Origin of the sequence: Pseudomonas sp. Irchel 3F6 (assembly GCF_900187595.1) — a bacterium.
Lineage (GTDB): Bacteria > Pseudomonadota > Gammaproteobacteria > Pseudomonadales > Pseudomonadaceae > Aquipseudomonas > Aquipseudomonas siliginis.
The window spans coordinates 1,331,044-1,349,558 of record NZ_FYDP01000001.1 but is presented as its reverse complement, the minus strand read 5'-3'; the positions used below and the strand labels follow the sequence as shown (position 1 = coordinate 1,349,558).

The 18,515-nt window shown below is 59.8% G+C and carries 20 protein-coding genes and 1 pseudogene; 9 read left to right on the top strand and 12 right to left on the bottom strand.

Annotation, left to right across the window (positions count from 1 at the left end; translation table 11 throughout):
• Positions 1–13 precede the first annotated feature (13 nt).
• Positions 14–1,675, bottom strand: coding sequence for a GMC family oxidoreductase (locus CKW30_RS05830; RefSeq protein WP_095180242.1), 1,662 nt, complete (start codon positions 1,673–1,675; stop codon positions 14–16).
• 133 nt (positions 1,676–1,808) lie between these two features.
• Here CKW30_RS05830 and CKW30_RS05825 point away from each other — a divergent pair, with 133 nt between their 5' ends.
• Positions 1,809–2,720 (top strand): LysR family transcriptional regulator, encoded by a 912-nt coding sequence (locus CKW30_RS05825; RefSeq protein WP_095180241.1) that lies wholly within the window; start codon positions 1,809–1,811, stop codon positions 2,718–2,720.
• A gap of 34 nt (positions 2,721–2,754) precedes the next feature.
• The gene (locus tag CKW30_RS05820) at positions 2,755–3,234 is read left to right on the top strand and encodes a GNAT family N-acetyltransferase (RefSeq protein ID WP_056789243.1); all 480 of its coding nucleotides are present in this window, start codon (positions 2,755–2,757) and stop codon (positions 3,232–3,234) included.
• A gap of 101 nt (positions 3,235–3,335) precedes the next feature.
• On the opposite strand, the gene CKW30_RS05815 is transcribed toward CKW30_RS05820, so the two are convergent.
• The 3 genes and pseudogenes from CKW30_RS05815 to CKW30_RS05805 form a co-directional block, all read right to left on the bottom strand.
• Positions 3,336–4,439: a DNA alkylation repair protein gene (locus CKW30_RS05815; RefSeq protein WP_095180240.1), complete on the bottom strand. Its 1,104-nt coding sequence runs from the start codon at positions 4,437–4,439 to the stop codon at positions 3,336–3,338.
• Positions 4,440–4,441: 2 nt separating this feature from the next.
• Positions 4,442–5,047 (bottom strand): annotated as a pseudogene (locus CKW30_RS05810) (glutathione S-transferase).
• Between the two features lie 61 nt (positions 5,048–5,108).
• The gene (locus CKW30_RS05805; RefSeq protein ID WP_095180239.1) at positions 5,109–6,017 is read right to left on the bottom strand and encodes a MurR/RpiR family transcriptional regulator; all 909 of its coding nucleotides are present in this window, start codon (positions 6,015–6,017) and stop codon (positions 5,109–5,111) included.
• A gap of 403 nt (positions 6,018–6,420) precedes the next feature.
• Between CKW30_RS05805 and CKW30_RS05800 the strand changes: the two genes are divergently transcribed.
• The 3 genes from CKW30_RS05800 to CKW30_RS05790 all read left to right on the top strand — a co-directional run bounded on the left by CKW30_RS05800 (position 6,421) and on the right by CKW30_RS05790 (position 8,970).
• On the top strand, positions 6,421–6,825 hold the full coding sequence (locus CKW30_RS05800; RefSeq protein WP_016775095.1) for a TraR/DksA family transcriptional regulator: 405 nt from the start codon (positions 6,421–6,423) through the stop codon (positions 6,823–6,825).
• A 227-nt stretch (positions 6,826–7,052) separates the two neighbouring features.
• Positions 7,053–8,657, top strand: coding sequence for a methyl-accepting chemotaxis protein (locus CKW30_RS05795; RefSeq protein ID WP_095180317.1), 1,605 nt, complete (start codon positions 7,053–7,055; stop codon positions 8,655–8,657).
• A 109-nt stretch (positions 8,658–8,766) separates the two neighbouring features.
• The gene (locus CKW30_RS05790; protein WP_016775093.1) at positions 8,767–8,970 is read left to right on the top strand and encodes a hypothetical protein; all 204 of its coding nucleotides are present in this window, start codon (positions 8,767–8,769) and stop codon (positions 8,968–8,970) included.
• A gap of 6 nt (positions 8,971–8,976) precedes the next feature.
• Here CKW30_RS05790 and CKW30_RS05785 read toward each other — a convergent pair whose 3' ends face one another.
• Both CKW30_RS05785 and CKW30_RS05780 read right to left on the bottom strand, forming a co-directional pair.
• Positions 8,977–9,216, bottom strand: coding sequence for a DUF2789 family protein (locus CKW30_RS05785; protein WP_056789253.1), 240 nt, complete (start codon positions 9,214–9,216; stop codon positions 8,977–8,979).
• Between the two features lie 49 nt (positions 9,217–9,265).
• Positions 9,266–9,478 carry a hypothetical protein gene (locus CKW30_RS05780; RefSeq protein ID WP_236168680.1) on the bottom strand — a complete coding sequence of 71 codons (213 nt, stop codon included), beginning with the start codon at positions 9,476–9,478 and terminating at the stop codon, positions 9,266–9,268.
• 459 nt (positions 9,479–9,937) lie between these two features.
• Between CKW30_RS05780 and CKW30_RS05775 the strand changes: the two genes are divergently transcribed.
• The 4 genes from CKW30_RS05775 to CKW30_RS05760 all read left to right on the top strand — a co-directional run bounded on the left by CKW30_RS05775 (position 9,938) and on the right by CKW30_RS05760 (position 12,277).
• Positions 9,938–10,408 (top strand): hypothetical protein, encoded by a 471-nt coding sequence (locus CKW30_RS05775; RefSeq protein WP_039763128.1) that lies wholly within the window; start codon positions 9,938–9,940, stop codon positions 10,406–10,408.
• Positions 10,405–10,602 carry a hypothetical protein gene (locus CKW30_RS05770; protein WP_076562405.1) on the top strand — a complete coding sequence of 66 codons (198 nt, stop codon included), beginning with the start codon at positions 10,405–10,407 and terminating at the stop codon, positions 10,600–10,602. Before CKW30_RS05775 ends, CKW30_RS05770 begins: the two co-directional genes overlap by 4 nt.
• A 125-nt stretch (positions 10,603–10,727) precedes the next feature.
• Positions 10,728–11,744, top strand: a complete 1,017-nt coding sequence (locus tag CKW30_RS05765) for an ABC transporter substrate-binding protein (protein WP_095180238.1) — start codon at positions 10,728–10,730, stop codon at positions 11,742–11,744.
• A 92-nt stretch (positions 11,745–11,836) separates the two neighbouring features.
• Positions 11,837–12,277 (top strand): DUF3995 domain-containing protein, encoded by a 441-nt coding sequence (locus tag CKW30_RS05760; RefSeq protein ID WP_041480810.1) that lies wholly within the window; start codon positions 11,837–11,839, stop codon positions 12,275–12,277.
• Between the two features lie 116 nt (positions 12,278–12,393).
• Here CKW30_RS05760 and CKW30_RS05755 read toward each other — a convergent pair whose 3' ends face one another.
• The 6 genes from CKW30_RS05755 to CKW30_RS05730 are packed head-to-tail and all read right to left on the bottom strand — an operon-like array spanning position 12,394 to position 18,451.
• The gene (locus CKW30_RS05755; RefSeq protein WP_095180237.1) at positions 12,394–12,756 is read right to left on the bottom strand and encodes a Na+/H+ antiporter subunit G; all 363 of its coding nucleotides are present in this window, start codon (positions 12,754–12,756) and stop codon (positions 12,394–12,396) included.
• Complete coding sequence (locus tag CKW30_RS05750; RefSeq protein WP_041480807.1) at positions 12,753–13,031, bottom strand: K+/H+ antiporter subunit F; 279 nt, start codon at positions 13,029–13,031, stop codon at positions 12,753–12,755. Before CKW30_RS05750 ends, CKW30_RS05755 begins: the two co-directional genes overlap by 4 nt.
• Positions 13,028–13,516 (bottom strand): Na+/H+ antiporter subunit E, encoded by a 489-nt coding sequence (locus tag CKW30_RS05745; RefSeq protein ID WP_041480806.1) that lies wholly within the window; start codon positions 13,514–13,516, stop codon positions 13,028–13,030. The genes CKW30_RS05750 and CKW30_RS05745 overlap by 4 nt, the downstream gene beginning before the upstream one ends.
• Positions 13,513–15,192, bottom strand: a complete 1,680-nt coding sequence (locus CKW30_RS05740) for a monovalent cation/H+ antiporter subunit D (protein ID WP_095180236.1) — start codon at positions 15,190–15,192, stop codon at positions 13,513–13,515. The genes CKW30_RS05745 and CKW30_RS05740 overlap by 4 nt, the downstream gene beginning before the upstream one ends.
• The gene (locus CKW30_RS05735) at positions 15,189–15,533 is read right to left on the bottom strand and encodes a Na+/H+ antiporter subunit C (protein WP_016775082.1); all 345 of its coding nucleotides are present in this window, start codon (positions 15,531–15,533) and stop codon (positions 15,189–15,191) included. Before CKW30_RS05735 ends, CKW30_RS05740 begins: the two co-directional genes overlap by 4 nt.
• Entirely contained in the window at positions 15,533–18,451 is a 2,919-nt protein-coding gene (locus CKW30_RS05730; RefSeq protein ID WP_095180235.1) for a monovalent cation/H+ antiporter subunit A, read from the bottom strand. Before CKW30_RS05730 ends, CKW30_RS05735 begins: the two co-directional genes overlap by 1 nt.
• Positions 18,452–18,515 lie beyond the last annotated feature (64 nt).

The following is an 18,515-nucleotide window of genomic DNA, read 5'->3' as shown; positions in this document are numbered from 1 at the left end:
TGTCAGTTAACTCCTAGGCTGAGTGAGCTACCGCATTCGCGAGCAGGCTCGCTCCCACAGGGGAGATATCTGCAGATCTGGACAAAATCAGTTGTGCCGCCTTCTCGGCAATCATCAGCGTAGGCGAACAGGTGTTGCCCGAGGTAATTCTCGGCATGATCGACGCATCGGCAACGCGCAGACCCGGCACACCATGCACGCGCAATTGCGCATCGACCACCGCGTCACCGTCATTGCCCATGCGGCAGGTGCCGACCGGATGGAAAATCGTCGTGCCGATCTTCGCCGCCGCTTCATGCAATTGTTCTTCGCTTTGCAAGCTGTCGCCGGGCAGGTATTCGACCGGTTTGAACGCTTGCAGGGCAGGGGCGCTGACGATGCGCCGGGTCAGGCGAATGGCATCGGCGGCGACGCGCAGATCTTCTGGATGGCTGAGGTAATTGGGCTGGATCAGCGGCGCTGCTTGCGGATCGGCCGAGCGAATCTCGATGCGTCCACGGCTCTGTGGGCGCAGGTCGCACACCGAGGCGGTGAACGCCGGGAAGCTGTGCAGCGGCTCACCAAAGCGCTCCAGCGACAGCGGTTGCACGTGATATTGCAGGTTCGCCGAGGTTTGCTCGGGACCGGAGCGGGCGAATGCGCCCAACTGACTCGGCGCCATCGACAACGGCCCGCTACGGTCATACAGATAACGCAGGCCCATGCCCATCTTGCCCCACACGCTGCCGGCGATCTGGTTCAGGGTGCGGGCGTTTTCCAGCTTGTAGATCAGCCGCAGTTGCAGGTGATCCTGCAGGTTACCGCCGACGCCGGGCAGCTCATGAATCACGCCTATCCCTACGCGTTCGAGCAGCGGCCGCGGACCGATGCCGGAGCGCTGCAGAATGCTCGGCGAGCCGACTGAACCGGCGCACAAAACAATCTCCTTGCGCGCCTTGAACTGTTTGATCTGACCTTCATGCTGCGCGCTGACTTTCGCCGCGCGGCCGTTCTCCAGCAAGACGCGATCAACCTCGACGCCGGTCAGCACGGTCAGGTTCGCCCGGCTGCGCAGTGGTTTCAAAAAGGCCTTGGCCGCGTTCCAGCGTACCCCGGCTTTCTGGTTGACCTGAAAGTAACCGCAGCCCTCGTTGTCGCCCTGGTTGAAGTCATTGATGCTGGCGATGCCGCTTTGCTCGGCAGCGCTGCGAAAGGCATCCAGAATCGGCCACGACAGGCGCTGCTGTTCGACCCGCCATTCACCCTGATCGCCATGAAATTCAGCGCCGCCGGCAAAGTGGTTTTCGCTCTGTTTGAACAGCGGCAGCACATCCTTCCAGGCCCAGCCCGGATTGCCTGCGGCCGCCCAGCCGTCATAGTCGCCGGCCTGGCCGCGCATGTAGATCATGCCGTTGATCGACGAACAGCCGCCCAGCACCTTGCCGCGCGGATAACTCAGCGCGCGGCCATTGAGGCCCGGTTGTTGTTCGGTTTTGAAGCACCAGTCGGTGCGCGGATTACCGATGCAGAACAGGTAACCCACAGGAATATGAATCCAGGCGTAGTTGTCGCGTCCGCCGGCTTCGAGTAGCAACACCCGTTGCTGTGGATCCGCTGAGAGCCGGTTGGCCAGCAAGCAACCGGCGGGGCCGGCGCCGACCACGATGTAGTCGAATTCATCCAGGGACGTCTGCATGCCCTGACCTCGCTTTTTGTTTTTATTGTCGGACACTCTAGTTGTTAGCTTTCGTTAAAAGAATGTTAGTTTTTGCGCAGCCGCTGTGCGTTTTCAAACAGCGTGCAACGACGATAGCCGACAAGGACCCGCCATGTTCGACTGGAACGACCTGCGCTTTTTTCTCGAGCTGCAACGCAGCGGCCGCCTGCTCACTGCCGCGCGCCGTCTCAACACCACCCACGCGACAGTGGCGCGGCATATTGAATCGATCGAGAAAAGCCTCGGCACTGCGCTGTTCGTCCAGCACGCCCAGGGCTATGAAATGACCCCGGCGGGGGAGGCGCTGCTCAAGCACGCCGAAGCGATGGAAAACGTCGCGCTGCTGGCGCAGGAAGAAATCACCCAGTCCACCGCGCCGCTGGGCAAGATCCGCGTCGGCGTCACCGAAGGCCTCGGCATCAAGTTTCTCGCCAGTCGCATGATTGGCTTGTTTGAGCGTTATCCGGGATTGGAGGTGGAACTGGTTGCAGTGCCGCGCTTTGTCAGCATCCTCAACCGTGAAGCGGAGATCAGCATCCACCTCGAACGGCCATCCGCCGACATGCTGGTCACGCGCAAGCTCACTGACTATCGGCTCGCGCTTTACGCCAGCCAGACCTACCTCGACAAAGCGCCACCGCTGCATAGCCGCGAAGACCTGGGCCGACATGCGTGGATCGGTTACGTTGACGACCTGCTGTTCAGTCAGGAACTGATGTTCCTCAACAGCTTCTGCCGCAGCCCGCGCGTGGTCTTTCACAGCACCAGCGTCATCGCCCAGCAGGAAGCGGCGCGCTCGGGGTTGGGCATCGCCGTGCTGCCGTGTTACATGGCCGCGTCCGAGCCGGATCTGGTGGCGCTGCTGCCGGATGAAAGCATCGAACGCAGCTACTGGATCAGCACGCGGCGGGAATTGCACAAATCGGTGCGGCTGCGGGTGGTCTGGGATTATGTGGTGGGGTTGTGTGAGGCGGAGCAGGAGTTGTTGCTGGGAAGATCTCAGGTTGGCTCCTCTTTTGCTTGAAAGCGCCAAGGACTTTTAGCAATGGAGAGCAGCAATGAGGGAATGGCTTACCGTTCGCGACATCAATCCGGACACCATGAAGGCCATCAGTGACGGCGTCTTACAGCATGGCCGAGCCTTGTCCGAGGCTCGCGGCGGACAAGCTGAGGCCATCGCCTGTTCGCTGATGGAGAACGGGGCACTAATCGGCGGCGCTTCCGGTAGAACCGAATTCAGGCGTCTGTTTGTCAATTACCTGTGGATCAACGCGCAATGGCGTGGAACCAGGCTGGGTACTCAGGTGTTGCACAAGCTTGAGGCATTAGCGGTTGAAAGAGCATGCGTAGATGCGTTGATCGAAACACTGGATGACGACGTCGCCCGTTGGTACACCCGCTGCGGATACCGATTGATCGCGCACGTGCCTGAGTACTGCGGCCCGTGGAGTCGCCATACGCTGTTGAAAGTGCTTGTGACAACAGGTGCTCCCTCAGGGCTTAATTCGGCGTCCCATACGGAAGTTGGTAACTACTGAGGCGGGAGTTTGTCCATTGTGCTGCCGCGCTCATTATCGATGCACGGCTGCCAGTGCACTGATTCGCGACCGGTCTTCAAGACCAATCAATGACTCATTTCTCAAATCAAAACCTCAAACCCTGCACTACCCACCACCTTTCCGTTAATCATCACCTGCACTCCATGCCGGCCGGCAAAATGCTTGCGTGTCGTGAAATCCTTGATGACCTGTCTGCGCTGCACAAGCGCCACCCCAAACCCCGGCAATTCCACCGTCTTCAACTTGAATACCTTCCTCGAAACCCCGCCATTCGCCTTCACATACTCAATCGCATAGTCGATCACCAGCCGCTGTTCATGCGCCACCGTCGACTTCACCGTAAACGACAACGTAATCGCGTCCCCCAACCTCACCACCGCCGGCTCAACCCGCACATCCAACAACTCAACCTCAGCCTTCGCCCCTGCGCCAATCACCGTCAGCGCGCGCACGTTGCCCTGTTTGATCAAGCTGCGCAGCGCATGTTTGGCAATCCAGGCCGTATGCTTGTTGTTCAGCGACCAACCTTCAATCGTGTCCAACGCCCACTCCGGATGCACTTTCGTCACATCATTCAAATGATTCGCCACGGACTTGCGCACGTACAAGCTCTCATCCGCCTTCAACCGATCGAGTATCACGGCGGCCAGCAGCGGATCCGCTTGTACCGCTTCCAACCGAAAGGACCACGGCAGGCGAGGGCGGCTGCCTTCGCTGGCGAGGCGGCGGACGTGGTGGTTTTCGTCGCGGGTCCACTCGTGCATCCGTTCCAGCGAGCGTTCAAGGTCGGCGCGCAGAAAATGGCGGATGGCGAACTCGGAGGAGCCGAAGGTGGTGAAGTACTTCAGGGCGTCCATGGAGGTATCGAAGGTGTGCCCGCCATAGCTCGCGACGTAATGCGGCAGGCACATGCTGACGAAGCCGCTGTTCAGCCGTGGCGCGAGTTCGAACAGCACTTCGAGGGAATCCTCGTAGTCCAGCGGCAACACGGCATACAGGCTTTCGGCGACGCGGGCCATGCGTTGCATCACTGATAATTCAGCGAGTCCGTCCTGGGCGTGTTTGAGAAACGCCTTGGCCTTGAATGCCGGGTACACCGCGCTCATTTCGTCAGCGATGTGCTGCAAGCGCTCGGCGTTGAAGATTTCCTTTAACGCCGGGGCGGCGGTGTCGGTCGTGCTCATGGTCAGGTCATCGGTGTGCTGATGAACGCATCGGTGCCTTCTGCGTAGGCGGTGTATTCGGCGATGCGCGCATAGCGCGCGGAGTCGACCTGATCGGGCACGACGAGGTTGGTGAAGCTCCAGGCAACCGCCAGGCTTATGCCGGTCTGGGAGAGGGAGCCGTCGACCGGCAAGTCACTGTGCTCAAGTTCTTTTTCCAGGGCGGTAAACGCGGCGGCGAGTTGGCCTTCAACGCGTTCAACCCAAGGTTGATACTGAATGTCGGCCGGGCGCAAGTTGCGTTCGTAATACAGCTGCACGGCTTTTTCGCAAGCGGCGAGGCTGAGGCCGATCAGACGCAGGGCGTGGGCGCGTTGTGTGAGATCGCTGGGCAGCAGGCTCTTGCCGGAACTGGCTTCGAGGTAGTCGAGGATGAGGGTCGAGTCCATCAGGACCACGCCGTCGTCGAGGATCAGCGTGGGCGCCTTGACCACCGGGTTGATCTGCTGGAATTACTCGAAGTGGCGGAACACCGAGACCGACTCGTGTTCGAGGTCAATCCCCAGGCATTTGGCGGAGATTGCTACGCGGCGCACGTAGGGGGAGTCGAGCATGCCGATCAGTTTCATGACGCGTTCCTTCAAGTCGAACCGGTGGGAACGCATAACCTAGCCGAGCCTGAGACAATTGTCAGTCGTCGAATCCGGGTTGTTCGTGAATCTCATCGACATTCAGTTCCAGCCGATAGGCCACCGCCACAAACAGCGCCTGACATAAACACAGTGTCGCGCTTAGCGAACGAAAGGCCAGCGCACTGCCTTCATTGACCAGCAACACGCTATTGGCAAGTTTTGCCAGTGGCGACAGAGGGCTGTCGGTGATGATCAGGGCATTGGCGTCCTGACGCTTTGCGAATCGCAGGCAGTGCTGGGTTTCCTTGGCGTAGGGCACAAAACTGATGGCGATGACCAGGTCGTTGGCGCGCACGCTGCGCATTTGCTCGCGATAGCTGCCGCCGATGCCGGAGACGAGATGAATGCGCTTCTGCGTGTGCTGCAGGTTGTAAACCAGATAGTCGGCAACGGCGAACGAGCGGCGGACCCCGACCACATAGATGTCGTCGGCATTGACGATGAGGTCGACAGCTTTGTCGAACGCAGCCCCATCCAGTTCGCGGCCCAAACGTTCGATGCCCGATAGCGTTGCGTCGATGCACTCGCGGACAAGCTCACCGCTGTTGGCGGTCTGCGATTTGCTGGCGATCAGGCTGCGGATGCGTTGTTGATAGTTCTGCGCCGGCGTGGCCTTGTGCGTCCAGGCCTGGCGGAACAGCGCCTGCATTTCGCTGAAGCCGCTGAACCCGAAGCGCTGCGAAAAACGCACGATGGCGGACGGATGCACCTCGCATTCACGAGCGATGTCGCTGATGCGGTCGACCATGATTCGCTCGCTCTGCTGGCTAATGTAACTGGCGATACGTTTAAGCTGACGCGGAAGGGCGTCATATTCGTCGCTAATCGTTTGCAGCAGACGCTCGGCAGTGATCGGGGGGCTGGCGAGCGAAAGTTCGTCGGCGGCCGGCAGATCGGGGCGGGGCATAGGACATCCTTCGGGCGGGTTGATCACGCGGTAAGCCTGATCATAGAAGGGCTGCGCGGGCTCTGCCGGGCTGAAACGATGCACCTTGCGAGAATAATTTCCGCTGTCGATGGCGGCATGGTTAGCCGTTTGTCTTCTATATACAGCCGCTGGAGTGAATTTCTTGCTATAAACGCACTCCGATGGCCGTGTGAAGCCTGTGTCAGAGCAGTTTCCTGGTCCTGTCGGACAAATTCCCTGTATTTACAGTTGCTGAGGCCTTGATCGGGCCTTAGACTGCCGCCCCTCGTAAATTGAGTGCCGGGTGGCGTTTGCAATAAAACGATGCCTTTTCGACGGCCGACACGGTTCGCCGAAACGCTCCCTTATTCGCCTTAATGCACGTTTTTTTATAGAGATATCAATGACAAAGGACAAGTTGCTGGCTATGCCGGCAGATGACTACATGAATGCAGAGCAACACGCTTTCTTCACTGAGCTGTTGCAGAACATGAAAGTCGAAACCCACGAGCGCATTGAGCAAAACCGTATCGCCATCGAAAGCCTGGACACCCCGGCTGACCCGGCGGACGCGGCTTCGGTTGAAGAAGAGCGCACCTGGCTGGTCAACGCGATCGATCGCGACCAGCGCATGCTGCCGCAGTTGGAACAAGCTCTTGAGCGCATCAAGGACGACAGCTTTGGCTGGTGCGACGACAGCGGCGAGGCCATTGGCCTGAAGCGTCTGCTGATCAGCCCGACCACCAAGTACTGCATCGAAGCTCAAGAGCGTCACGAGCAGATCGACAAGCACCAGCGTCAGGCCTGATTCCATGGCGGCCCCTTGAATAGGGGGCGCCTGCAAAAGATCGCAGCCTTCGGCAGCTTCTACACGGAGTTGCGCGAGGCTGCGATCTTTGTTTTTGCTCGTCTGCGATATTTTCCCGTCGTTCCCTTGACCTGCCACAGACCCCACGACTAACGGACCATGGATAATGGCGTTGTAGTGGCGTTTAATGCAGTCACAACAATGAGAACAAACGTGGGGTGATCAAGATGACGAGAGATGGATCTCTGGTTGCGGCGCTGCCTGCACCAGTGCTTCTGCCGAAAAATCGCTGGATCGCGCCGACCCTGCAAAGCATCGCTCTGATGCTGTTGCTGGCCGGCATGGCTCTGGCCGAATGGTCGCTTTACCTCGGCATGCCGCTGGCGGTGCTGATTGTCTGGCTGCCGCGCCTGCGTTCGCGCAACGTTCCAGCTGCTGTCCCGGTCGATAGTGCGAGCGCATTGTCCGCACTGACTCGCGATCTCTCCTACACCACCAGTCACAACGCACTGTCTGCCGCCGGCGTGGCGTTTTCGGTCAAAGCGCTCGCCAGCAAACTTGAATCGCAACTCGACGCGGCGGCGCAGATCGTCAGCAACGCCGAAGTGATGATCGCCACCGAGCAGGCGACTTCACAGCTCAGTCGCGACGCGCTGGACGCCGCCAGCGAAGCGCATCAAAGCAGCGCGGCGGAGCGCAGCGAACTGCTCGACTCGATTTCGCGCATGCAGCAACTCAGTCAGCGCGCCAACGCCAGTCGCGAGCTGATCGAGGCCCTGAGTGTGCGCAGCGACGACATTCAGCGGGTGACGCTGGTGATTCAGTCGATCGCCAGCCAGACCAATCTGCTGGCCTTGAACGCAGCTATTGAAGCGGCCAGGGCGGGCGAACATGGTCGCGGTTTCGCCGTGGTCGCCGATGAAGTACGCGGATTGGCGGCACGGACGGCGGCGGCCACGGGCGAAGTCGGTGAGATGGTTGCAGACATTCAGCAGCGCACCGCGCAAGTGGTGGCGCAGATTCGCGAGTTGTCGAGTGATCTGCATACTGGCGTCGAACAGGTCGAGCACACCGGTCAGCATCTGGAGAACATCGCGCGACTTGCCGCCGGAGTGGAAACCCAGGTCAGCGAAATCGCCCGTGGCGCGCAAACCAATCGCGAGCAGCTTGATGCGCTGTTCAGCGCGATTGAGCAAATGCGTAGCGATCTGGCGATCAGCGATCAGCAGACCCGCCGCCTCGCCGACGCCGCGGTGCAGATGGAAGGGCAGGCGGAAACCATCAGCGAACGCTTGGCCGAAGTCGGTCTGGACGACTATCACCAGCGCATTTATGACCTGGCCCGCGAAGGTGCGAGCCAGATCGCCGCGCGCTTCGGGGCAGATGTCGAGCAGGGGCGGATTAGTCTGGATGACCTGTTCGATCGCAGCTACCAGCCGATTCCGGGCACCGAACCAGCCAAATTTCAAACCCGCTTTGATCGATACACAGATCAGGTCTTGCCGGCGATTCAAGAGCCTCTGTTAGCGCGTCATGAAGGTTTGGTTTTCGCGATCGCCTGCACGCAGCAGGGTTATGTGCCGACGCATAACCAGGCATTCAGCCAGCCGTTGACCGGTGATGTGCAGGTCGACACGGTAAATAACCGCACCAAACGCAAATTCGCTGACCGCACGGGCATCCGTTGCGGCAGCCATCAACAACCAGTTTTGCTGCAGACTTACACGCGCGATACGGGTGAGCTGATGCATGATCTTTCGGTGCCGATCATGATCAAGGGCCGACACTGGGGCGGGTTGCGTCTGGGCTATAAACCTGAGAACCCACACTGAGATTATTACCGTTGACGCAATGAGTCTGTGCACGGCGGTTGCTGTTTCCTCTCGAAGGAAAGCTTTAATCTGGCGACTTAGTTAGGTAGCTAATTATTTCGGAGGGCACATGCAGTGCAGGGTGGATGTGGCAGTGATGATCGGCAGCGGCGTTCCGGCCGGTTTACGCGCGATGGGGCGCAGTGTGTGCTGGGTGGTTTTGCTCAACGGGGAGCGACGCGGCACAGCCTTCGCCAGTCGCGATGAAGCGGAGGAGTGCAAGGCTGCCTGGCTCGAACAACTGAACATCGAGCCCGGCGACAGCCTGCACTGATCGCCCTTATTTGCCGCGATGCAGGCGCACGTTCAGCTCATCGACAGTTATCGCTTCTTCGCCGTCCTCACGCAGCCACTCTTTTAGTAGTTGCGCCTGTTGGGGCGTCCAGAAATCGGCATCGATCAATTTGATATCAGATTTCAAAGGGTGGGCTTCGACAAAATTATTGATCGACGCTTCATCGGCTGGTAGGCCCAGCTGTTCGAAAAGGGTGGTCAGGTTAAGCTCGGTTGGCAGTTCCATCATCTACTCCTGGGTTGGTGCCGGTACGGCTTGTTCGTTCACTCCCTTATCAGAGGCAGGCGCTGGCGCGGAGTTCGATTTTTGATTCAAGCGAGCGGGCAAGGGCGCAGGCTTCGTTGTGATTGCCGCGGAAACCTCTGACACGTCCCGTGGATATCTCCTTGATGTGAAAGAACGCAATACCTGCCGGCACCACTTGAAAGTGCGGGGTTCGATGATTGTTAGAAGATGTCGGAAGGTTGTCGAGGTCGGCAACCTTCATCGTCAGAGATGGGGTGATTCGCGCGTCAGCCGACGTGGCAAAATGAGTCAAAGTGCACATATGAAGTCCTTTTCATCAGTCGGCCGGGATTTAACGGCCGTTGCGGGTAGTCGTAATGAGCATCGCTGCTCTAGAATCGCCAGTACCTGTTGACGACCGGGCTTATCTAAAGCAATTTTTCGCCAGCGATATGTCGGAAAAGTGCTTTTTTTCGTGAGAAATTTCCCTGAAGTTCGTAGTCAGAATTGCTCTAGTCGCACTTGAGGCGTTTTCCTTCAAGCTTTGGCGATTTCAGAGCAGGTTTCACTAATGACAATCCAGTAGTCTACGAACCTCGCGATTCAAGAGTGCTTTGCTCGCTTCGGGTGTTTGAATGTTTTTGCAGTTTTCATCGGCCTGGCCGTTTCTTTGCCGTGGGCGTTTTTCGCTGCGCGGTTTTTCAAATGTGGGGATGTTTCTTTGGCAGTCAGTAACCTCGATATGCATGCTTTGTTCGTGCTGGGTGATTTGCGTGCAAAGCTGGTCAAGCAATTCCAATCACGTTTTGTTTACATCACCGAGCAAAACGCCGAAGGCATTTACATCGCCGAAATCGACACCGAAAGTGCATTGGTAGTCGATGACAAACCGGGACTCAAACTCAAGGTTGGCGACCATTTCATCGCGTCAGTTTTGCCCAGCCGTGAAGGCGGCAAGATGGACATTCGTTTTCGCGACATCAAACTGACGGTCTACGGCCTGGGCGATTACGCCTTTGTCAGCACGGCCGACGGTCACGCGATCCTGTTCAAGGAAGGCCATAGCGTCGTCACCGTGTTCGCCGCCAATGAGCAGCTGCAGGAAGGTTTGACCAAAACCCTCAAAGCCGTCACTGCCAAAGCCGCCAAATGGCGCAAGGGCGAGCTGGTGACCTTCAAGGCCAGCGAGTGAAGCGCGCGGATTTCCATGCGCAAAATCTCGACAGCGCACGCGAAGAAGCTCAGCGCTTGTTCGCCCGCAAGGCCGAACTGCAAGGTGCCTGGCTGAGTTGGGTAGCGTCGCAGCTCTATGCATTGCAACCGGCGGCATACGCCAGCATGGTCAGACGTGAGCTGCAAAGCCTGCAGGAAAAGTCTGAAACGTAACCTCGCACGCAGCGGACCCCGGAAAAAGCAGGAACCTCGGCTAAAGTCAGTTGACTGAGTCATTCAGAGGCTTGCGTTTCTGTCAGGCCAACTGCCATTGCTGTGAACAGCACGAGGTGCGATGCATGAACGGATTTCGACGGTTACTGGCCGCCAGCGTGGCCACCTTTGGTTTGCTGACGTCAGCGCAATCGCTGCAGGCGGCACAGGCGCCGGTGCACTTTGCCGACCTGAACTGGGAAAGCGGCAGCCTGATTACCGAGGTGCTGCGGGTTATCGTCGAGAAAGGCTATGGCCTGCCGACCGACACTTTGCCCGGGACCACCATCACGCTTGAGACCGCGCTGGCCAACAATGACATCCAGGTGATTGGCGAGGAGTGGGCCGGACGCAGTCCGGTCTGGGTCAAGGCCGAAGCCGAGGGCAAAGTGGTCGGCCTGGGCGATACGGTAAAAGGCGCCACTGAAGGCTGGTGGGTGCCGGAGTACGTGATCAAGGGCGATCCGGCCAAAGGCATCAAGCCGCTGGCGCCGGATCTGCGCAGTGTCACTGATCTGAAGAAATACAAGGACGTGTTCAAAGACCCGGAAAGCCCGGGCAAAGGGCGTTTCCTCAACAGCCCGATCGGCTGGACTTCGGAAGTGGTCAACAAGCAGAAGCTCACGGCGTATGGCTTGCAGGACGACTACACCAACTTCCGCAGCGGCTCCGGCGCTGCGCTGGATGCCGAGATCAGCTCTTCGATTCGTCGCGGCAAACCGGTGTTGTTCTATTACTGGTCGCCGACGCCGCTGCTTGGCAAATTCAAACTGGTGCAGCTGGAAGAGCCGCCGTTCGATGCCGAGGCGTGGAAGACGCTGACAGATGCCGATAATCCCAATCCGAAACCAACCCGCTCGCTGGCATCGAAGCTGTCGATTGGCGTGTCTACGCCGTTTCAAAAGCAGAACCCGCAAATTGCCGAATTCTTCAGCAAGGTCGATTTTCCCATCGAGCCACTGAACAAGGCATTGGCGGAGATGAGTGACAAGCACACCGCACCTCGTGAGGCGGCGGTCGCGTTCATGAAAGCGCATCCGGACGTGTGGCAGGCCTGGTTACCCAAGGATGTGGCTGACAAGGTGACGGCTGATCTGAAATAACGCGGTCAACGCAGCGCACCGCCGACCGGTCGTGCAGGGGCAAAAAATCCGACTAGGATGGTTTGTTCAAATCCCTTTGAAGGATTTCAACCATGACCTTTGTGTTGGCTCAATGGCTGGTGACTGTGTTCGCGGCAATCGGCCTGATGCACGTGTATTGGGCGTTGGGTGGGCAATGGGCGGCTGCGGTGGTGGTGCCGCAGGTGCCGGTGTCGGGCTTCGTGGCCTCGGTACGCCCGGCCTTCAAGCCCTCAGGCTGGCTGACGCTGGCAGTCGCCGCTGCGTTGCTGGTCATTGCGGCGCTGGTTTGTATGCGGGTCGGCTGGGGCATGCCGGCGGTGCAGCACAAGGCACTACAATGGGTAATCAGCGCGATTGCGTTGCTGATGTTCGCCCGAGCGATCGGTGACTCGAATCTGGTCGGATTTTTCAAGGAAGTGAAAGGTTCGCGATTTGCGCGGCTGGATACCTGGGTGTATTCGCCGTTGTGTGCGCTGCTGGGGGCGGGGTTGTTGGCGGTGGCTTGGGTTTGAGCTGATCCGGAATTTGCGACGCCCCGACTGGCCGCTTCGCGAGCAGGCTCGCTCCCACACATGGGAGAGCGGATTTCTGGTGTAGCGATGGCGCCATCACAGGCGCCACATGATCATCAGTTACCACTTTCAGTCTGACGACTGCTCACCTCTGCCGGCACATCATCCCCGGCCATCCGCTTGCGGAACAACGCCGCCCGCGCCAGCAGCAGGGTGGTCACTGGCACGGTGATCGCCAACAGAACCGGAATCAGCCAGGCATGCACCACTGGCCCGGACTTCAGCGCTGAAAAGCAGATGATCGACGCCAGTGCCACACACCAGGCACCGATTGTCGAGGCCAGCGCTGGCGGGTGCATACGCTGGAAGTAATCCTTCATGCGCAGCAATCCGGTTGCGCCCAGCAGGGTAAACACGCCGCTGAGCACCAGCAGGACCACCACCGGAATCTCGACCCACAAAGACAATTCGGCGTTCATTCGATCACCTCGCCACGCAGCAGGAATTTCGCCAGGGCAAACGAGCCGACGAAGCCGAACAGCGCAATCAACAGCGCCGCCTCAAAGTAGGTATCACTGGCGTAACGAATGCCCAGGGTCAGCATCATCAGCATGGCGACGATATACAGGTAATCCAGCGCCAGTACCCGATCCTGTGCTGACGGGCCTTTGAACAGGCGCACCAGGGTCAGCGTCATCGCCACGCAGTACAGAAACAACGTCAGCAGAATCGCATTCGACAGCAATGGGCTCATTCGAAAATCTCCATCAACGGTCGCTCGTAGGTGCTTTTGAAGTGCTCGATAAACTGCGCCTCGTCGTGCAGGTCCCAGACGTGCAGCAACAGAACGCTGCGGTCCAGCGCCAGCTCCGACCATACGGTGCCGGGCACCACGGTGCAGATCATCGCCAGTGCCGCCAGACCATGAGCATCGCGCAGATCGAGCGGCACCTTGATAAAGCATGAGTTGGGCGGGCGCCGTCCGGCGTTGAGTACGCCCCAGGCGACGATCAGGTTGGACATGATCACGTCACGACCGACCAGGAGAAACAGGCGCAGCACGGCCATCGGATTGCGAATGCGCGCACGTTTCGGCCGCAATTTGCGCATCATCAGCGGCGCGGCGAAACCCAGCGCGGCGCCGAGCAGCAGGTTGCCCGGGCTGACGGACAGGTTCAGGGTCAGCCACAAGACCCACAGCGCCAGTGATAACCACGGAGCCGGAAACAGTCGATTCATGGCTGCACCTCGAGCATGTCGGCTCTGGCTTGCGGGCTCGGCACCGCACGTGTACCGAGAACTGCGAGCACATATTGCTGCGGATTGTTCAGCGCATCGGCCGTAGCCTGGGTGTAGCGCAACAGCGGTTCAGCCTTGAACGTCAGAACAATGCTCAGCCCGAGCAGCAGAAAAATCGGCGCGCATTCGAGTTTGCGCAGCAGTGGTGACGGGCGCTCCTCCGGCGTCCAGAAGCGCTGGATACCCAGGCGAGAGAAGGCCATGAGGGAGGCCAGACCGGTCAGGATCAACAGGGCCAGCAATCCCCATGCACCGGGAGGCAGCGGCGCCGCAGTGCCAAGTCCCGACGGGTTGAGCAATGCCCCGATCAGGCTGAGCTTGCCGATAAATCCGGAGAGCGGTGGCATGCCGATGATCAACAGCGCGCAGGCGATAAAGCTCAAACCGAGAAAGGCCATGGTCCACGGGATGACCTGACCGACCACGGCTTTCTGTTCGTCGTCGAGGTTGATGCCCTTGGGCGGTTGCAGCGATTCTTGCGGGCGCGGAAGCAGTTCGCTTTCGTCCTCCAGCGGAATTTCGTTGGCCGAGCGCGAGCGCTCGATCAGTTCGGCCAAGAGGAACAGCGCGCTCAGCGCCAGGGTCGAGCTGACCAGATAGAACAGCGCAGCGCCGATCAGGTTCGGCTGGGCGAAGCCGATCGCCGAGAGCAGGATGCCTGCCGACACCAGAATGCTCAGGCTGGCCATACGCTCCAGGCGTTGCGCGGCGATAATCGCCAGCCCTGCGCAAGCCATGGTCGCCATGCCGCCGTAGATGAGCCAGTCGCCGCCGAAGAATGCCGAGGCGCCGGCCTGACCGGAAAACAACAGGGTCCACAAGCGCAGCAGGGTGTAGACGCCGACCTTGGTCATGATCGCGAACATTGCCGCCACCGGCGCGCTGGCGGATGAATAAGCCGGCACCAGCCAGAAATTCAGCGGCCACATCCCAGCCTTGGCCAGAAACGCTACCGCTAGAATCCCCGCGCCAGCGTGCAGCAGACCACGATCGGCTTCCGGCACCAGCGGGATTTTCATCGCCAGATCGGCCATGTTCAGCGTGCCGGTCACCCCGTAGATCAATGCAGCGCCGATCAAAAACAGTGACGATGCCAACAGGTTGATCGAAATGTAATGCAACCCCGACGACACCCGCGCCCGGCCCGAGCCGTGCAGCAACAAACCGTAGGATGCCGCGAGCAACACTTCGAAGAATACGAACAGGTTGAACAGATCCGCGGTCAGGAACGCGCCATACAGGCCCATCAGCTGGATCTGGAACAGAGCGTGAAAGCTTGAGCCGGCGCCGTCCCAGCGGGCCATGGCAAACAGCAACGCACTGACGCCGATGACGCCGGTCAGCACCAGCATCAGTGCCGACAGGCGATCGACTACCAGGACGATGCCGAACGGTGCCTGCCAGTTGCCCGGCAGGTACACGCCGATGGAGCCGGGCACCCCGGTGGTCTGCGTCCATTGCAGTAGCATCACTGAAATAAACAGGCCGAGGAGGCTGGAGAACAGGTTGATTTTCGCCTTCAGCGGCCGGTGTTTCTCGCCGAGCATCAGCATGATTGCGGCGGTCAGCAGCGGCAGCAGGATCGGTGCAGCGATCAGGTGAGTCATCGCCATCATTCTTTAGGCTCCCGGCCGTCGACATGGTCGGTGCCGGTCAAGCCGCGCGAGGCGAGCAATACGACGAGGAACAGTGCGGTCATGGCGAAGCTGATGACGATCGCCGTCAGCACCAGCGCCTGGGGCAGCGGGTCGGTGTAATGCAGCAAGTCCTGGGTCACGCCGTCCTTGATCACCGGCTCCTTGCCGATGAACAGGCTGCCCATGCTGAAAATGAACAGGTTGACCGCATACGACAACAGACACAGGCCCATGACCACCTGAAAGGTACGCGGGCGCAGGATCAGCCAGACCCCGGACGCGGCGAGAATGCCGATGGCGATTGCGATGACTTCTTCCATCAGACGGCTCCTTTGCTGGCGACTGACTTGGGCAGCGAGGCCGTCTTGTGGCCGCGCACCGATTGGTGGGCGAGGGCGGTGAGAATCAGCAGCGTCGACCCGACCACCACGGCGTACACGCCGATGTCGAAGAACAGCGCACTGGCGATATGGATGTCGCCCAGCACCGGCACGCTGATGTGCCAGGTGTGAGTGGTGAGGAACGGATAGCCGACCAGCATCGCACCGAGACCGGTGGCGGTGGCGAACAGCAGACCGGTGCCCATCCAGCGCAATGGGCGCAGGCTCATTTGCGCCTCGACCCACTGCGTGCCGGCAACCATGTATTGCAGGATAAAAGCCACCGACATCACCAGCCCGGCGACAAAACCGCCGCCCGGCTGATTGTGCCCGCGCATGAACAGGTAAAACGACACCACCAGCGCGACAGGCAGCAGCAGGCGCACTAGCACCGCCGGCACCATCATGAAGCCGAGCGCGGTGTCGCTGGCCGAACGCGGGTTGACCAGATCGGTGACCACGTCGGGCGCGAGCAGGCGTTGCTGCGCCGGCAACTGCAGGCTTTCCTTCGGCGGGCGGAAGCGGCGCAGCAGGGCGAACACGCTGAGCGCCACGGCGACCAGCACGGTGATTTCACCGAGGGTGTCGAAGCCACGGAAGTCCACCAGCATCACGTTGACGACGTTGCTGCCGCCGCCCTCGGGCAGGGCGCGACTGAGGTAGAAAGAGGAAATATGGTTCGGCGTCTGCCGGGTGAGCATGGCGTAGGACAACAGCGCCATCCCCGCACCGACCGCAATCGACAGCAGCAAGTCGCGCAGACGACGGATACGCGCCTTGCGCAGGCTGCCTGGCAGTGGTGAGACTTCTTCGATGCGTCTCGGCAACCAGCGCAGACCAAGCAGGATCAACACCGTGGTCACCACTTCGACCGCCAGTTGCGTCAGCGCCAGATCAGGCGCGGAGAACCAGACGAAGGTCACGCAGGTCATCAGGCCACAGACGCTGACCATGGTCAGTGCAGCGAGACGGTGATATTTCGCCTGCCATGCGGCGCCGAGCGCACAGGCGATCGCCAACAGCCACAGGGTCACGAAGACGATGGAACCAGGTATTTTCGGCCGGTCGCCCCAGGTCAGCGTGCTGTGCAGCATCGGGATCAGACCGGCGAGCACGGCGGCCGAAACCATCAGGAACAGCTGCATCTGCAAGCGCTTGGTACCCAGGCGCCGCTCGACGCGCCGGGCGATGCGCATCATCACGACCAGACTGCGCTCGAACAAACGCTTGCCGTTGAAGCGGCCGACCAGCGGCGGATACTTGAAATGGCCGAGCTTGAACTGCTTGCGCAGCAGCAGATAGAGGATGATGCCGCCGGACATGGCGATCAGGCTCATGATCATCGGTGCGTTCAAACCGTGCCAAATGGCCAGGCTGTATTCCGGCAACTCACCACCGACCACCGGCAGTGCCGCAGCGGCGAGTAATGGCCCGACGATCTGCGCCGGGAAAATCCCCACCAGCAGACAGGTGAAGACCAGCAACTCGACCGGGGCGCGCATCCAGCGCGGCGGCTCGTGCGGCGTGTGTGGCAGGTCAGTGGCGGTGGGGCCGAAGAACACGTCGACGGTGAATCGCAGGGAGTAGGCGACGCTGAACATGCCGGCGATGGTCGCGACGATTGGCAGACTGGTCTCGACCCACGCGGTGGCGTTGATGAACACGGTTTCGGCGAAGAACATTTCTTTCGACAGGAAACCGTTGAGCAGCGGCACGCCGGCCATTGAGGCACTGGCGACCATGGCCAGCGTCGCCGTATAGGGAATCAGTTTGATCAGACCGCTGAGCTTGCGGATATCACGGGTGCCGCTTTCGTGGTCGATGATGCCGGCGGCCATGAACAGCGAAGCTTTGAACGTCGCGTGGTTGAGAATGTGAAAAACTGCTGCCACTGCGGCCAGTGAACTATTGAGGCCCAGGAGCAAAGTGATCAGACCGAGATGGCTGATGGTCGAATAGGCCAGCAAACCTTTGAGATCGTTCTGGAACATCGCGCAGTACGCGCCAAGCAACAGTGTACAGGCGCCCGCTCCGCTGACGATGTAGAACCATTCCTCACTGCCGGACAGCGACGGCCACAGACGTGCCAAAAGGAAAACCCCGGCCTTGACCATGGTCGCCGAGTGCAGATAGGCCGAGACGGGCGTCGGTGCCGCCATCGCGTGGGGCAGCCAGAAGTGAAACGGGAATTGCGCGCTTTTGCTCAGCGCGCCGATCAGGATGAGTGGCAAAAGAACAGGGTAGAGGGCATGTGCACGAATCAGATCGCCGGCGGCCAGGACCTTGTCCAGGTCATAGCTGCCGACGACATGGCCGAGAATCATGACCCCCGCCAGCAGACATAACCCGCCGGCACCGGTGACCATCAGCGCCATATAAGCCCCGCGCCGCGCATCGGCGCGGTGGTGCCAGTAGCCGATCAGCAGAAACGAAAAGAGGCTGGTCAGCTCCCAGAAGAACACGATCTGAATCAGGTTGCCGGAGATCACCAGGCCAAGCATGGCGCCCATGAACGCGAGAAAAAACGCGAAAAAACGCGGCACCGGATCGTCCGGCGACATGTAATAACGGGCATATAAGGAGACAAGTGTGCCGATGCCGAGCACCAGCATCGAGAACAGCCAGGCGAAGCCGTCCATGCGCAAAATGAAGTTCAGCCCGAGGCTGGGCAACCACATGAATTCTTCGCGGATCACGCCACCGTGGGCGATTTGCGGGTACAGCATTGCGACCTGAACGGTGCCGATCAAAGCGACCAGACCCGCCAGCAGCGATTCGGCATTGCGCGCATTGTGCGGCAGCACCGCTGCCAGACAGCTGCCGATGAACGGCAGAAGCAGTAGAACTATCAGGGACATAGGCTTCTAATCTGCGGAAGTTTGTGAAGCATCATACGTGCCAGCTCCCTGATCACCAAACGCG